The organism is Polaribacter sp. OB-PA-B3 (assembly GCF_054589375.1).
On record NZ_BAAIIX010000001.1, the window covers coordinates 660,645 to 676,138 of the forward strand.

Sequence of the window (15,494 nt, forward strand, 5' to 3'; positions counted from 1 at the left end):
CTACTGAAATAATGCTTTTAGTTCTGTAGCTTCGTTTGGTGTTAATCTACCAGCCAAGACTAAGCTTAATTGTTTACGTCTAAGAGCGCCTTCAAAACGTTCTTTTTCTAAATCTGTTTCTGGTTCTATTTGAGCTATTTGTACAGGTTTACCTGTTTCATCTACAGCAACAAAAGTGTAAATACCTTCGTTTACTTTAGTTCTGTGTCTAGATTGTCTGTCTTCTATCCAAACATCAACGTAAACTTCCATAGAAGATTTAAAGGCTCTAGAAACTTTAGCTTCAACTGTAACAACGCTACCAACAGGTACAGATTTGTTAAATGCAACATGGTTTACCGATGCTGTAACTACAATTCTTCTAGAGTGTCTTCTTGCTGCGATACTACAAGCTCTATCCATTCTAGCTAGTAATTCTCCTCCAAAAAGATTGTCTAAATAGTTAGTTTCTCCTGGTAAAACTAAATCTGTTAAAATGGTTAAAGATTCTTTAGGTGATTTTGCTTCCATCAAAAAATAAATTTTTTGCAAAGATACGTAATCACACTTTTAAAAGTGTTGTAAAATAGCTAAAGAAAGGTGAAATTATTTAACGGCTTTAACTAATAACCAAGCGTCTTTAGAAACCGTTCTTTTGATCTTGTTTAGGTTATTAATCGCGTCATTTTTATCAGCATAACTATTAAATGTAACTTGCGTTAATCCCCATTTGTTTACACCAATAATTTTAGCATCAAAACCCTTTGCAATTAGTTCTTTTACTTTGGTTTCTGCATTTTCTGGTATTTGAAAAGCGCCAGCTACCACATGGTAAGGTTTAGCAATTTCTTTAACCACATTTAATTCTAAAGTTGGTAACGGATTAGAAATTACAAAAGTTGCAGATTGTATCTTTTTTTCTAATTCTTTTTGCTGATTTGCAAAAACCTCGTTTTGTTTATTTTGTTGATAACCATTAAAACCAGCAAAACCTAATGTTAATAAAATAGCGGCAGAAGCAGCGTATTTTATAAATGTTGGTATGCCTCTTTTCTCTGTTGAACGAGTAACAGGAATTAAAGGCTTAACTTGTTGTTTGTATCTTTCTACTGCAGAAGTTTCTACGGTAGCTAAACCAAATGAAGACGTTAAAAAGTTAACATTTGTTGTTGGTTCAAAAATAACTTGCTTATTCTCATTAAGAGAAATAACACCTAAATTGTTTAACGAAATTTCGTTTTTTTGAAGTTCTGTTTGCCATTTAATTACAGACAAAGAAATGGCTGTAGAAGCTTTCTCAAAAGAGATTTGCTCGCTAGAAGCTATATAATTTGCCAATAAACCATCATTATGTTTTAAAAGACTATTAAACGTAATTTGCTTAGAAGGCGGGTAGAAAGTGTTTGTGCTTTCATCTAATTTTGCATCAATTTTATTTGTTACAAAACCCCCAAAATCTGGTACAATTACGCAATCGTATCGGTATAATAAATCGTTTATATAGTTGGCTAAATTCATATAAACAAATATATAATTTTAGACCTTTCGTAGAAAAAAGTTCTGTAAAAATTATCAACAATTTTTTTATATATTGGTTGTCAAATTGTTAACTATTGAAAGAAGAAAAATTGCTTGCAATCTTAAGATTGCAAAAAAGTAAAGCTGTGGGCGATATTTTAGCTAAGAAACTAATTGTAAATGTGGGAGATGTCTCTCAAATTTTTAAGGAGAAACCACAAAATTTAGCTAAAATAAACGGAATTGGTAAAAATGTACTAAACCATCTTTTTGATAAAGAAAACTTAGAAAAAGCATTAGAAGAACTACAATACATCAAAAAAAATAACATAAAATATTCTTATTTTTTGGATGAAGATTATCCAGAGAACCTTCAACATTGTATCGATTCACCAATTCTACTTTTTAAAGACGGTGCCATCGATTTTTCTAATAAAAAAATGATTTCTATTGTTGGTACAAGAAATATGAGTTCTTATGGTAGAGACTTTTGTAATACCTTGATAAAAGATTTGGCTACTTACAATCCTGTAATAGTTAGTGGTTTTGCTTATGGTGTAGATATTTGTGCGCACAAAGCAGCAATAGAAAATAACCTGCAAACCATTGCGGTTTTAGCGCATGGGTTTGATCAAATTTATCCGAAAGTACATAAAAAGTATATAAATGATGTAAATAAAAAAGGTGGTTTTTTAACTGAGTTTTGGCATGACGAAGCACCGTTAAGAGAAAATTTTTTAAAAAGAAATAGAATTGTTGCGGGTATTTCTAAAGCAACTATAATTATAGAATCTGCAGCAAAAGGAGGTTCTTTAGTGACTGCAGATATTGCTAATTCTTATAATAAAGATGTTTTTGCTGTACCTGGTAGAACTACAGATTTGTATAGTAAAGGTTGTAACCATTTAATTAAAAGTAACAATGCTTTTTTGTTAAACTCTGCAGAAGATATTGTGAAAATTTTAAATTGGGATATTCAAGAAAAACCCAAAACAATACAGAAACAATTATTTGTAGAGTTAGATGAAAATGAACAAAAAATATACGATTTATTACATGCTAAAGGACAACAACTATTAGATGTAATTGCATTAGAATGCAATATACCAACATATCAATTGTCGTCTATATTATTGCAGTTAGAATTAAAAGGTGTTACAAAACCTTTACCCGGAAAGATGTTCGAATTGAGTTAAATATTCTTATTTTTGAGGAAAATCAATAGTAAAGATGGCGGTAGAGAAAAAATTGATGTCCAAAAAGAAACCCACATTTCCAGTAAACGAAATGTTTAACGCGTATCTTAAAAATTACAATAGAAACATTAAAATTTCTATTTTTTACGACGATTTATTACGTTTTCAAGGTTCTGTAACGGTTTATGATAAAAATGACGAAGATACACTTTGGGTAAGAACTTACTATTCTCAATTTGATAGAGAAGAAATAGATAGAAGTTTAAAAAAGGTATATACAATGTTACATTCAGATGGTAATGATGACACAATTCCTTTTTTAAATGTAGATGCTATCGATTATTGTACGTTTGGGAATTCGAAACCTTTTAGAATTAAAATTCGTAATATTTTAAATGACAACTTTTCTTATTTCTATGTAAAAAAAGCAGATGCATCTCGTATTTATGGTTTAGAGTTAGAGCATATTTTATCTCCACATAATATGAATTTTCTAGTTTTTGGAGATACTTTAATTGAAGAACATATTGCCGGAATTCCGGGAGATGATTTTATTAGAGATTTTTTACCAAAATGTACAGAATCTCAAAAAGCACAAATTGCAAAAGAGTTTGTAAAATTTAAAGAAAGATGTTTGGTGCGTCTTTTAGGTGATATGCGTTCATATAATTACGTGATTACACCAACTCATGATTTTGACCATATTATATATAAGTTTAGAGCTATAGATTTTGATCAGCAATCTTTTGAAGGAAACTTAAAAGTATACAACTTACAATTCATGAAAGAGAATTTTAAGATGGTAGAAATGGTTAGTAAAAAATTACAAAACGATTCTATTAGGCAGTATAAATTAGAAGAACGTTCTTTTATGGCAAAGAGAATGATTACTGCACCAAGAAGAACTGCAAGATTAATTAAATGTATGAAAGCAGATTCTATTTCGTATCCAGAAAATGTAGAGCTTTTAAAAGAGCATTTAATTAAATATGTTGGTGATGTAAAGTTTAAAGATTGCGAAAATATGGGAGAAATTTTAGAAACTATTTTAGCTTTCGTAAAGCGTAATTATTTAGATATTAGTAATAAAGAATTGTTTTAATAAAAAAGGCGTAAACCAAAGTTTACGCCTTTTTTATTATTTTTATTTGCAGTTTACCAAGCACCAATAAAGTGACTTCCTTCTGCGTTTACTAATTCAGCACCTTTTGTTACTGATCCAGTTTCTGTATCTACAACATAAATGTTTCCATTTTGTCCAACAGGAGCTTGCGTTAAGTAAATTTCATTACCATCTACAGCAAAACCTTGGTATTGGAATAAGTAAAAATCTGGATCATACGGAATTGCATCAATTTTAACTGCAGTTTTAGCATTTAAATCAATTAAAGCAAAAAATCCTTGAGCACCTGCAACACCATCAGCAGAACCTTCATGACGATAAGCTAATACAGCTTTACCATTTATAGCAGGTCTCCAAGCAAGTACGTAAGCACCTTGCACACCTAATGCTTCATCCAAATTAAAATCATAAGAATTGTCATATTCATTATTTGCATTAATTTTTAAAATATGAGAACCTTCTGGATCACTTTGGTTTGCTTGATAAACACTTCCATTATATTCAAAAGCATTAATACTTCTGTATCCGTTTGTGTTTCCATGACCAACACTAGACGTAATAACGGTTGGGTTTAATAAAGAAGGATAATCTAATACAATTGTTTTAGAACCTAAAATTTCGTAACCGTTATCGCTTTCTACAGTTGCTGGGTTTACTTTGCTTAAACGCGCGCCAATGTATAATTTGTTTCCTGCAGTATTTAAAGTAGGCATATCTATTCTAGAAATATAATAACCTGCAGCTTCTTCTTCTGCGCTTAAAGCAACAACATGTTCTTGAAAGTTGTTAATTGCAGAGTTTACTAAATCTAAAGTAACTACACCAATTGTTGCTTCTGTGCGTGTGTAAACATCATCAGACACATCATCTGGTGTATCATTATTATCAATTTGGTGTTCTGTAGAAACGTAAACTGCTGCACCTGTTTGATCTCCGTCAAATAATTTTATCCATCTTGGAGCAGTACCCACATAAGGAGCAATACTAATCTCTGTACCAGTTTGTACAAAGTTTTGGCCGCCTTCTACGGTATATTTCGTATAATTTCCACCAGTATCACCAGCATAAGAAATATTAAAAATTGTGTTACCATCTTCAGAGGCTTGTAATCTAGCGGTTCTGTTAGAAGGGACAATAAATCCGTTTTCGAAAGGATTGATAGATACAGTTGGGTCTTTTGCATCTTCACTACTTACAGAATATATTAAAGTTCCTCCGTTACCATCACCAGGATTATCTCCCATTTTAGCTCCGGCAATTGTAATCCATCTAGATTCAGAAATAGGATCTACAGGTTCTATTGGGTTAGTAATATCCTCATCGCTACAAGCAGTCATTAAACCAATACCAAGAGTAAGTATTGCTAAAGATTTTAGATTTAAAAAATTAAGTTTCATTTTATTTCTGTTTTGAATGGTTAAAAATTATTAATTGTGTAATTTAATTTCAGGTAAAAAGCTCTACCTGGTTTTTGTACGGATAAATTATCGTATACGGGTTTGTCAAAAATGTTTTTTACATCAAAACTAGCTACCAACTTTTTGTTTGGAAATGCATAACTAAGTCCTAAATCTTGTGATAATTGCGTAGGAACTTCGAAAAAATCATTACCAACGGTGTTTGAACCTTGTGGGGCTAGGTAAGAAAATTCATCAGTAAAATAGATTGAGTAAAAAAGGTTTAATTGAGATTTTTGTTGAAATAAGTCTTTAAAAGAATAACGTAAACTACCATTCATTGTAAAGAAAGGAGTGTTTGGTACGTCTATTTCTACTCCGTTATTTTTAATTTTTAAATCGAAACGAGATATATTAAAGTTTAATCCGAAATTGTTATTGTAGTTATAATTTAATTGTGCATCAAATCCTTTAGATGTTCCGCTACCTTGGTTTACATAGACTATTAATTCATCATCTACATTAAAAGAAGTTTCTATAGGTAAGCCAATTCTGTCTTTAATATTTCTTGTAAATAAGTTTGTAGAAATAGTAAAATTATGATTGTTGATATTAAAAGTACCAAATCTAAAACCTAGATTATAGTTGTTACTTTGCTCTGGATTAATAGTTGGATTTGCAACAACATTGTCTCCATCATTACCAAAAACTTCTGTTTCATCAGGTAAACGAACTGCTTTTTCTGCGGAAGCTAATAATGTAGTTTTAGGAGAAAGCTCATAAGAAAGCGCAAATCCATATCCGTTATTTTTTTTATTACTACTAATAATTTCATCAACTATTTCATTAATTCCGTTAGAATTTGTTACTATTTCTGGATCTATACTAACCGTTTCTTGTTGATAATGTTTTCCGAAAATATTTGCTTTTAATTTATTGTCAAAAGCAGTTAACTCATACGTTAAAGAATAAATGTTTTTGTAAAGATTTCTGGTTCCTGTAAATGTGTTTTCTAATAAAGAAAGTAATACATCACTATCTGTTCTATCTGTTCCGCTATAGATGTGATTTGCTAAAACCTTATGATTATGGTTAATAGCATAAGATAATCCTGTTCTTATAGATGCTACTTTTCTTTTAATGGTAGCTAATGTTGGACCACCTTCTTGTTGAGAACCCCAAGTATAGTCATATTCATCACCTCTAAAATCGATAGCTCTTTCTCCATTCCAACTATAAGCAGCAGCAACAGTATCATAAACAACACGATTTCTGTTTCCATACAATCCGTTAATGTTTAAATCTAAACCTCTGGTGATAAAGTTTTTCTTTTGATAAATTAAGTTGGCAACTAAAGCATCAGATTCTAAAAATCGATCTTTATAAGGAGTAATAGTCATAAAAGCACCATGTTGTACTTCTTTATAATCATCAGAACCGGTAACGCCAACAAAAAATTGATCTGCCCACTTAACATTGGTTAAACCAATTTGTGCCATACCACCTGTAGATCGATAAGCATCATTAAATCTTCTAGCAGTAATTGGCGTTTGTACACCTCCTAAACCCGTGGTAACAATACTTCTACCAGAAACCTTATAATCATTATCTGAATAATTATGAAAAAGTGATGCTTTTACTGTAAAACCAGATTCTTTAAAACGATACAAACCGTTAATATTCGTTTGTATTGTATTGAATGATCCGTAAGAAACAGAAGCATTTAAGTTAGTTTTAGCATCATCATTAAGAATAATATTAATCGCTCCTCCTAAAGCATCATCTGCTAAATGCCCCGGAACTACACCTTTATAAACTTCAATATTTTTAATCATTGAAGCAGGAATACTGTTTAGATTAAAAGAAGATCCATACATAGAACTTGGTATTCCGTCTATAAAGATTCTTACAGCGTTACCAGATAAACCATTTAAACTGTAATTAACATCAGAACCCAAACCTCCATTTTGCCTTATTTTAACACCAACAGTTGTGTTTAGTAATTCGTTAGTTTGAATATTTCTTAAACTAGCTTCTTTGGTTTTTATCACATTTACAGCAAAACCTTGAGTTTCTTTTTTGGTTTCTTCTGTTTTTGAGGTGATTTTTATTTCATCTAATGCATTGTCTTTAAAATCTAATGTAATATTAAGGGGTTTCTTTTTCGAATTTAAGGTAGCGTTGATGGTTTTTGGTGAAGAATTTAAAGAGTGTACCTTAAAAGAATATGTGCCATATGGAACACTTTTTATATAAAAGTCTCCGTTAATATCTGTACTTAATTCTTTATAGAAATTAGCTCCTTTAACAACTACATAAGCACCAATTGCTGGCTCGTTATTATTAAATTTAATTTTCCCATAAAAATCTCCATTCTGACTAAAAGTTACAGTTGTTAAAAAGAAAAATAGTAGCGTTCTAAAGAAAAGCATTGTCGTTTTTTTTCACAAATATACTTTTATTTATAATTAGTCTAAATAAATTTAGTTGATTTGTAGAAAAAATAATTTTTAAGTGTAAACTCAAAAATTATGACAATTTAATGCAGTTTATTTTTAATGATTCTAAATAAAATGATGTTATTTTTAATGATTCTATATAGTGAGGTTGTAAAAAACGTGGATTTTAGGTGTTAAAATTTGATGAAATTTGGAATTTTATTCTAAAATCAATCAAAAAGGAAAAATTTAAACATTTATTTTTTACTTCTTATACTTTCTATAATTACAGTCAATAAAATTAAACTTCCACCAATAAAAGTGTTAAACTGCGGTATTTCGTTCACAAATATATAGGCAATTATAATTCCAAAAATTGGCTGAATACTACTTATAATACTCGCTGTTGCTACAGAAAAGTTTTTTAATGAATTAACCATCATTGTGTGTCCAATTGCAGTAGTTAATACTGCAACTAAAATTAATAAAGGCAATTGGTCTAAAACATTTGTAAAGTCTCCAATAAAAAGTACAGGTATTAATAAAATGGTAACTACCACCATTTGATAAAACATAAGCATACTTCCGTTATAGTTTGTAACATGTTTTTTTAGTAACAAATTTCTTAAAGAGTAACAAAAGGCAGATAGTATACCAAAAAGAATACCTTGTAATTGAGTATTTTCTAAAGAGAACTCTGGCACCAAAATAAAAACACCTATCAAAACCAATACAGCTAACAAAACATGACTTATATTAAGTTTGCTTTTTGTAAAAATAGGTTCTAGAAAAGCTGTAATTACAGGAAATGTATACATCGATAACATACCAATAGCAACATTAGAAAGTTTTAACGCATAAAAATACGTTACCCAATGTGCCCCCATAAAAAAGCCAATAATAATAAATGCTTTTTTATCTTTTAAGGATTTAATTGTAAGATCTACTTTTTTAATTTTACAAAAAGTATAAATAATAATTGCTGCTAAAAAAGCACGACAAAGTATAATAGTTTCTGCGCTTAAAGCTATGTATTTACCTAAAACACCAGAAGTGCTTACAAATAAAGTAGCAAATAGTAAAACCGATAGGTTTTTAGAGTGTTGATTTTGCATTATATTTTCTGTAAAATATTTAATGCTGTTTTAACTGTATCTATTCTAATAAACGTAATAAGTAAGCGCAAGCCATTTTTAGTTTCCTTTTCTTTCATTACACAGCTTTTACTATTTTGCTGCACGTATTTTAGCATTCTAGAAAATGCTTCTGTTTGGTAAAAATCACTTTGCTGATTCGAAACAAAGTATCCAATCATTCTTTTTTGTTTTAAAATGATTTTTTCTAGGCCAAGTTCTTTTGCCAACCATTTAATTCTTACAGAATCTAATAAGTCTTCTACTTGCGTTGGTATTTCTCCGAATCTATCAATTATTTCAGATTCAAAAATTTGTAGTTCTTCTTCTGTTTCTAAATTCCCCAACTTATTATAAAGTGCTAATCTTTCTGTTATAGAATTTATATAATCGTCTGGAAATAATATTTCGAAATCAGTATCAATAGCAACTTCTTTTACATATTCTTTAGGTTTAGAGTTGTCTGTAGGATACAATTCTTTAAACTCATTCTCTTTTAATTCTTCAATGGCTTCTTGTAGTATTTTCTGATAGGTGTCAAACCCGATATCATTAATAAAACCACTTTGTTCACCACCTAATAAATCTCCTGCACCACGAATTTCTAAATCTTTCATGGCAATGTTAATTCCGCTTCCTAAATCAGAAAATAAAACCAACGCCTCTATACGTTTTCTGGCATCATCTGTCATCATATGGTAAGGTGGCGTAATAAAGTAACAGAACGCTTTTTTATTAGATCTACCAACTCTACCACGCATTTGGTGTAAATCAGACAATCCGAAGTTATTGGCATTATTTATAAAAATTGTGTTTGCATTTGGCACATCTAAACCACTTTCTATAATAGTTGTAGAGACTAAAACATCAAAATCTCCAGCCATAAAACCAAGCATTAATTGTTCTAGTTTTTTACCTTCCATTTGACCATGACCAACAGCAATTTTAGCAGAAGGAACAAGTCTTTGTAGTAAACCTGCAACCTCTTTTATGTTTTCAATTCTATTATGTATAAAGAAAACTTGTCCGCCTCGAGAAACTTCGTAAGAAATTGCATCTCGAATTGTTTCTTCAGAAAAACGAATAACATTACTTTCTATGGGATGTCTGTTTGGTGGTGGTGTTTTTATTACAGATAAATCTCTAGCTGCCATTAAACTAAATTGTAGAGTTCTTGGTATTGGTGTTGCGGTTAAGGTTAAGGTATCTACATTCTCTTTTAATGTTTTTAATTTATCTTTTACAGCTACTCCAAATTTTTGTTCTTCATCAATAATTAAAAGACCTAAATTTTTAAATTTAATTCTTTGGTTTGTTAATTGATGCGTGCCAATAATAATATCTACAGAACCATCATTAACGCCATTAATAGCTGTTGTTTTTTGTTTTGCGGTTCTAAATCTATTTAAATAATCTATTCTTACAGGAAAATCTTTTAGTCTTTCTGAAAACGTTTTGTAATGCTGAAATGCTAAAATTGTAGTTGGTACTAAAATTGCAACTTGTTTACCATTATCTACTGCTTTAAAAGCGGCTCTTACTGCAACTTCTGTTTTACCAAAACCAACATCACCACAAACCAATCTGTCCATTGGTTGTTCTTTTTCCATGTCACTTTTTACATCTTGTGTCGCAGTAAATTGGTCTGGTGTATCTTCATACATAAAGCTACCTTCTAACTCATGCTGAATGTGTGTGTCTGGGCCGAAAGCAAATCCTTTTTGAAGTTTCCTTTTAGCGTAAAGTTGAATTAAATTAAAGGCAACGTGTTTAACTCTAGCTTTCGTTTTTTGCTTAATTTTTTTCCAAGCTCCAGAACCTAATTTATATATTTTTGGTGCTTTACCATCTTTACCATTAAACTTAGAGATTTTGTGCAGCGAGTGAATACTTACATACAATATGTCTCTTTCGCCATAAATAAGTTTAATTGCTTCTTGTTTTTTTCCTTGAACATCAATTTTTTGTAAACCACCAAATTTTCCAATTCCATGATCCATGTGTGTCACATAATCACCAATTTCTAATTTGTTTAATTCTTGAAGTGTGATGGCTTGTTTTTTAGCATAACCATTCTTTAATCTAAATTTATGATAACGCTCAAAAATCTGATGATCTGTATAACAAACTAATTTATTATCTACATCAACAAAACCTTGGTATAGAGGAAAGACGATTGTCTCGTAATGCACTTTTTTATCAGAATCATTAAAAATATCATGAAAACGTTTTGCTTGTTGTTCGTTAGCACAAAAAATATAATTGGTAAAATCTGCTTTATGATATTCTTCTAAATTATCGATTAATAAATGAAACTGTTTGTTAAATGATGGCTGCGGAATTGTGTTAAATTTTATAGCAGCCTCTTCTTTATTTTGATTACCAAAATCTACCAAAGTAAAGTCTTGTAACTGATTTTTTATATAGTTACCGTCACAAAATAATTCCGATGGTTTTGCATGGTTTATTTCTTTTGATAAATCATTAAAAGCATCTTCTGCTTTAGTAAAAAACTTGTCTAAGTTGCCAGAAAGTAAATTTATATTTTTTGTAAATATTACTGTTTTGGCAGCAATGTATTTTAAGAAACTTTCTCTGTTTTCTTGCAGTGTTTTATTTTCTACATTTGGCATTATAGAAACTTTTTTAAGCTTTTCTTTCGAAAGTTGAGTTTCTACGTCAAAAGATCTTATACTGTCTATTTCATCACCAAAAAACTCTATTCTGTAAGGTTCATCATTAGAAAAAGAGAAAACATCTATTATACCACCTCTCACAGAAAAATCACCAGGTTCTGTAACAAAATCTACCCGTTTAAACTTATATTCAAATAAAACTTCGTTTACAAAATCTAAAGATAAGTTTTCGCCAATAGTTACTTTTAATGTGTTTTTGTCTAATTCTTTTTTTGTGACTACTTTTTCAAAAAGGGCAGTAGGATATGTAACAATTACAGCAGGTTTTTTACGAGAATTAATTCTATTTAAAACCTCAGAACGTAATAAAACATTGGCATTGTCTGTTTCTTCTATTTGATAAGGTCTTCTGTAAGAACCAGGATAAAAAAGTACGTTTTTATCTCCTAAAAGTTGTTCTAAATCATTTAAATAATAGGCCGCCTCTTCTTTGTCATTAAAAATTAAAAGATAAGGTTTGTCTGCTTTTTTAAAAGTTTCTGATATCACAAAAGACAACGAAGAACCAACCAAATTCGATATTTGAAAATGGTTTTTTTCTTGTTTTAATTGTGCTACAATCTGCGATACACTCGCAGATGTTTGAAATTGATTTACAATATTCTGCTTGCTCAAAGTAAAAGTTTTTGCAAATGTAGTGCGTATATTAATAAAAACCCATTATCTATTTTGTTTTCTTAAACTTTGAGATATATTTGTTAATAATGATATGAAAATTACATTAACTACCTCGATATATGAAAAATATAACAGTAATTATAGTTTTATTGTTTGCATTAACTATTAACATAAATGCTCAAACAGAAAAGCAACCTTGGGCAGCAGGAATAAGTATTGCAGGTGCTAAATATTCTTTTGAAGCTGCTAAGGTTGTCGGCGGTCAATTAGCGCATCAAACACCAAGGTTTAATGTTTCTAAATATATTTATAAGGGATTAATTGCTGATGCAGCTATTGCAACTTCTATAGCAGATCATCAAAGTTATACAACCTTTGACGCAACGTTAAGATATGATTTTGGCACTTCTAATGATAAAGTTGTACCTTATATTTTAGTAGGAGGAAGTTTTATAAGTGCAATAAGAACGACACCAACGGCTAATTTTGGTGCAGGTTCTACATTTTGGTTTAATCAGAAATATGGCTTAAACTTTCAATTGATGTATAAGTTTTCTGAATCTAAATTCGAAAGTCAAAAATCTCATTTATATCCATCTGTAGGTTTGGTGTATAGTTTTGGTTATAGATCTTTAAATCCAAGAATTTGGAACGATTAAAGTAGTTTTTCTAAAACTTTTCTAATTTTTTTTGAGTTATAAAATCCAACTAATTGCGCATCAATTTCAAATTCTGAATTTAAAATAGTGGTAGTTGGGTATGCGATTTTTTTATGCACTGTTGCAAGTGCTTTTGTTAATTCGTGAACGCCGGTATTCGAACCAGAAGGCAAGAACTTAAAGTTTTTTCCTAAGAAAAGTATTTCTTTCTTCTCTTCTCCGTTTAGTAGAATAAAATAGAAATGCTTGTTAAGCAAAGTAATAACTTCGCTATTTTTAAAAGTAGTTTGTTTCATTCCGAAACAAATTTTACACCAATCTGTATAGTTAAATACGATAATTGGTTTAGGTGTTTGCTTCATTTTTTTTTCTACTTCTTCAAAAGTGAACGTTTGTAAAAGTGTTTCTTTTTCTTGAGCAAAGCTAGAAACACATCCGAAGAAAATTAAAAGTAAAATATATTTTTTCATATGTTTTAAAAGAGTGTGTATCTAACACCTAAAAATAATCTTATACCTTGGTTTGAAGCATAAACATAACTTGGGTCGAATGCTAATTCTGGATTTTGTTCTGTGTCTATTCCTTTGTCAAAAGGATTGCGAGCATTATTAATACTATTTGCCGCTGGTGTAAAGTTTAATAGGTTTTTAATTCCGCCATAAGTTTCCCAATTAGATGAAAACTTTTTTGTTAGCTGAATATTTTGAATACTAAACCAAGGTGAATTGGAATCTCTTGTATCATTTTCTCCTAACAAGGGCAATCGCATTGGCCCATAAACATTACCCGTATAATCTAAAGTGTAATTATTGTTAAATCGATAAGAAATAGACCAAACACCACTAAAAGATTCTGTTAATAACTGCCTTTTTATAATGTGGTTTTCGGTAATAGAAACATCCATAAGAGTTGCACCGGCATTAATGGTTAAACCGTTTGTAAATGTAAAATCTGTATTTAAAGAAACTCCTTTAGAAACCGAATGTCCTTCTAGATTTGCATAGATAATTTTATTAGGATCAGTTTCGTAATCTGGTAGAATTCTATTATCAAAGTAGGTATAAAAAGCGCTAGCATCTAAAGTAATAAATACATTGTTTGTATTTATTTTTTTTACAAAATTTACGTTTGCGTTCCATGAAGTTTCAGGATTTAATTCTCCATCGAATTCTACTTCTCTTGCACCCGTTAAAGCCGCATGATCTTCTGTAAAAACATTAGCAACTCTAAATCCGTTACCAATACTTGCTCTAAAAATGTTAGCATTATCTTTAGAATTCCATTTATAATTTATTCTTGGCGATATAATGTTTCCGTGTAAACTATTGTAATCCCATCTAGCGCCTAATAATAATTTGTTTTGAGAATTTAAGGTAATTTCATCTTGTATAAATGCACCAGGTAAATGCGTTACAGATGGTTTATTGGTAATGCCATTGTTTTCTAAAGTTGCAAAAGTATTGTCTTCGTAGTAAGTATATCTGTAAGCTAAACCAAATAAGAAATCGTGTTTTTTTGCAATTTTTTTATTGTAGATAAATTGCCCGAAACCAATTAATTGCTCTGCATTATAACTGTCTGTACCGTAAAAAGAATTCTGATAATGACCATTTGCACTAAATTGAAAACTTATATCTTCGGATGTTGGCAATTGATAAGTACCAAAAGTTTCCCATCTATTTGTGTAAATACTTTCGCCGTATTTAACGTCTGTTCCTCTAAATTCTTTTTCCCAATCTAATTCGCCTCCCCAACGATCTTCGTATACAAATCTACCGGCAATTGTAAACAGCTTTTTACTTTCTCTTTCAATATTAATTTTGTTGAAAATAGAAATTCTATTTTGAAGTGTTAAATCTGTAAAACCATCATTGTTATTATCAATTCTATTTTGATAGTTAAAGTAGTTTACACCTAAAAGACCCGTTTTTTTCTTAGAAATATTATATTTTACACCAATATCTGTATTAATTTCTCCCCAAGAACTTCCTAAGACATCAGTAGAAACAACAGGGGCATTAGTTGTTTTTTTTGTGATAATATTTATGATTCCTCCAACGGCTTCAGAACCATATAATGTAGATGCAGGTCCTTTAACAACTTCTACTCGTTCTATTAATGCTTGCGGAATTCCGGTTAAACCATAAACAGTCGATAATCCACTTACAATTGGCATTCCGTCTATTAAAACAAAGGTATAAGGTCCTTCTAAACCATTAATGTGAATATCACCAGTATTACAAACATTACAATTTAGTTGTGGTCTTACACCATTAACATTTTGAAGTGACTCGAAAATAGAAGGTGTTGGGTTTTTTTTGAAAAAAGTTTTGCTGTATACTTCTACAGGAACTGGGCTGTTTGATTTTGATACAGGTCTTAAAGTACCAGAAACTACAATTTCATCCAAATCGTTGTTCTCGTTTAAATCAAAATTTTGAATAATTGTAGATGAATCTTTTACATTTATTTTTGCAGATTTTGATTTAAAACCAACACTGCTTGCTACAATTGTGTAAATACCATTTTCGATGTTTTGTAATTCAAAAAAGCCATTTTCATTAGAAGACGTTCCAATTTTTGTGTTTTTTAAATATACATTAACAAAAGGTAATGGTTTTCCGTTAGAGGTGATTTTACCTTTAATAGAAATTAATTGTGCATGTGAAGCAAACGCACCTAAAATAAATAACAAGCAAAAATTTGCAAATAATTTCATTATTGTAAATATAATTTT

General features: G+C 30.1%; 11 protein-coding genes. 3 read left to right on the plus strand and 8 right to left on the minus strand.

Going from position 1 to position 15,494, the window contains the following annotated elements; translation table 11 throughout:
• Complete coding sequence (locus ACYPV9_RS02780) at positions 1–510, minus strand: acyl-CoA thioesterase (protein ID WP_077810333.1); 510 nt, start codon at positions 508–510, stop codon at positions 1–3.
• Positions 511–585: 75 nt separating this feature from the next.
• Entirely contained in the window at positions 586–1,497 is a 912-nt protein-coding gene (locus ACYPV9_RS02785) for an HU domain-containing protein (RefSeq protein ID WP_459741525.1), read from the minus strand.
• 95 nt (positions 1,498–1,592) lie between these two features.
• Between ACYPV9_RS02785 and dprA the strand changes: the two genes are divergently transcribed.
• Positions 1,593–2,693 carry a DNA-processing protein DprA gene (dprA, locus tag ACYPV9_RS02790; RefSeq protein ID WP_079737476.1) on the plus strand — a complete coding sequence of 367 codons (1,101 nt, stop codon included), beginning with the start codon at positions 1,593–1,595 and terminating at the stop codon, positions 2,691–2,693.
• Between the two features lie 34 nt (positions 2,694–2,727).
• Positions 2,728–3,795, plus strand: coding sequence for a hypothetical protein (locus ACYPV9_RS02795; RefSeq protein ID WP_079737475.1), 1,068 nt, complete (start codon positions 2,728–2,730; stop codon positions 3,793–3,795).
• A gap of 53 nt (positions 3,796–3,848) precedes the next feature.
• Here the strand turns inward: ACYPV9_RS02795 and ACYPV9_RS02800 are convergent, their stop codons facing one another.
• The 4 genes from ACYPV9_RS02800 to mfd all read right to left on the minus strand — a co-directional run bounded on the left by ACYPV9_RS02800 (position 3,849) and on the right by mfd (position 12,095).
• Positions 3,849–5,213, minus strand: a complete 1,365-nt coding sequence (locus ACYPV9_RS02800; RefSeq protein WP_459741526.1) for a hypothetical protein — start codon at positions 5,211–5,213, stop codon at positions 3,849–3,851.
• A gap of 20 nt (positions 5,214–5,233) precedes the next feature.
• Positions 5,234–7,645: a TonB-dependent receptor gene (locus tag ACYPV9_RS02805; RefSeq protein WP_459741527.1), complete on the minus strand. Its 2,412-nt coding sequence runs from the start codon at positions 7,643–7,645 to the stop codon at positions 5,234–5,236.
• A 263-nt stretch (positions 7,646–7,908) separates the two neighbouring features.
• Positions 7,909–8,766 carry a DMT family transporter gene (locus ACYPV9_RS02810; RefSeq protein ID WP_459741528.1) on the minus strand — a complete coding sequence of 286 codons (858 nt, stop codon included), beginning with the start codon at positions 8,764–8,766 and terminating at the stop codon, positions 7,909–7,911.
• On the minus strand, positions 8,766–12,095 hold the full coding sequence (gene mfd, locus ACYPV9_RS02815; protein WP_459741529.1) for a transcription-repair coupling factor: 3,330 nt from the start codon (positions 12,093–12,095) through the stop codon (positions 8,766–8,768). The genes ACYPV9_RS02810 and mfd overlap by 1 nt, the downstream gene beginning before the upstream one ends.
• A gap of 122 nt (positions 12,096–12,217) precedes the next feature.
• On the opposite strand from mfd, the gene ACYPV9_RS02820 reads away from it, so the two are divergent.
• Positions 12,218–12,757 (plus strand): hypothetical protein, encoded by a 540-nt coding sequence (locus tag ACYPV9_RS02820; protein WP_459741530.1) that lies wholly within the window; start codon positions 12,218–12,220, stop codon positions 12,755–12,757.
• On the opposite strand, the gene ACYPV9_RS02825 is transcribed toward ACYPV9_RS02820, so the two are convergent.
• Together ACYPV9_RS02825 and ACYPV9_RS02830 are read right to left on the minus strand one after the other, a co-directional pair.
• Complete coding sequence (locus ACYPV9_RS02825; protein WP_459741531.1) at positions 12,754–13,227, minus strand: thioredoxin family protein; 474 nt, start codon at positions 13,225–13,227, stop codon at positions 12,754–12,756. The two genes, ACYPV9_RS02820 and ACYPV9_RS02825, sit on opposite strands and share 4 nt — an antisense overlap.
• 5 nt (positions 13,228–13,232) lie before the next feature.
• Positions 13,233–15,476, minus strand: a complete 2,244-nt coding sequence (locus tag ACYPV9_RS02830) for a TonB-dependent receptor (protein WP_459741532.1) — start codon at positions 15,474–15,476, stop codon at positions 13,233–13,235.
• Between the last annotated feature and the right edge of the window lie 18 nt (positions 15,477–15,494).

What these genes read in the sequence shown, in the direction of transcription:
- ACYPV9_RS02785 (WP_459741525.1), bottom strand. Translation starts at nt 1,497, where the DNA reads ATGAATTTAGCCAACTATATAAACGATTTATTATACCGATACGATTGC.
- ACYPV9_RS02805 (WP_459741527.1), bottom strand. Translation starts at nt 7,645, where the DNA reads ATGCTTTTCTTTAGAACGCTACTATTTTTCTTTTTAACAACTGTAACT.
- ACYPV9_RS02820 (WP_459741530.1), top strand. Translation starts at nt 12,218, where the DNA reads ATGAAAAATATAACAGTAATTATAGTTTTATTGTTTGCATTAACTATT.
- ACYPV9_RS02795 (WP_079737475.1), top strand. Translation starts at nt 2,728, where the DNA reads ATGGCGGTAGAGAAAAAATTGATGTCCAAAAAGAAACCCACATTTCCA.
- ACYPV9_RS02810 (WP_459741528.1), bottom strand. Translation starts at nt 8,766, where the DNA reads ATGCAAAATCAACACTCTAAAAACCTATCGGTTTTACTATTTGCTACT.
- ACYPV9_RS02800 (WP_459741526.1), bottom strand. Translation starts at nt 5,213, where the DNA reads ATGAAACTTAATTTTTTAAATCTAAAATCTTTAGCAATACTTACTCTT.
- ACYPV9_RS02825 (WP_459741531.1), bottom strand. Translation starts at nt 13,227, where the DNA reads ATGAAAAAATATATTTTACTTTTAATTTTCTTCGGATGTGTTTCTAGC.
- ACYPV9_RS02830 (WP_459741532.1), bottom strand. Translation starts at nt 15,476, where the DNA reads ATGAAATTATTTGCAAATTTTTGCTTGTTATTTATTTTAGGTGCGTTT.
- ACYPV9_RS02780 (WP_077810333.1), bottom strand. Translation starts at nt 510, where the DNA reads ATGGAAGCAAAATCACCTAAAGAATCTTTAACCATTTTAACAGATTTA.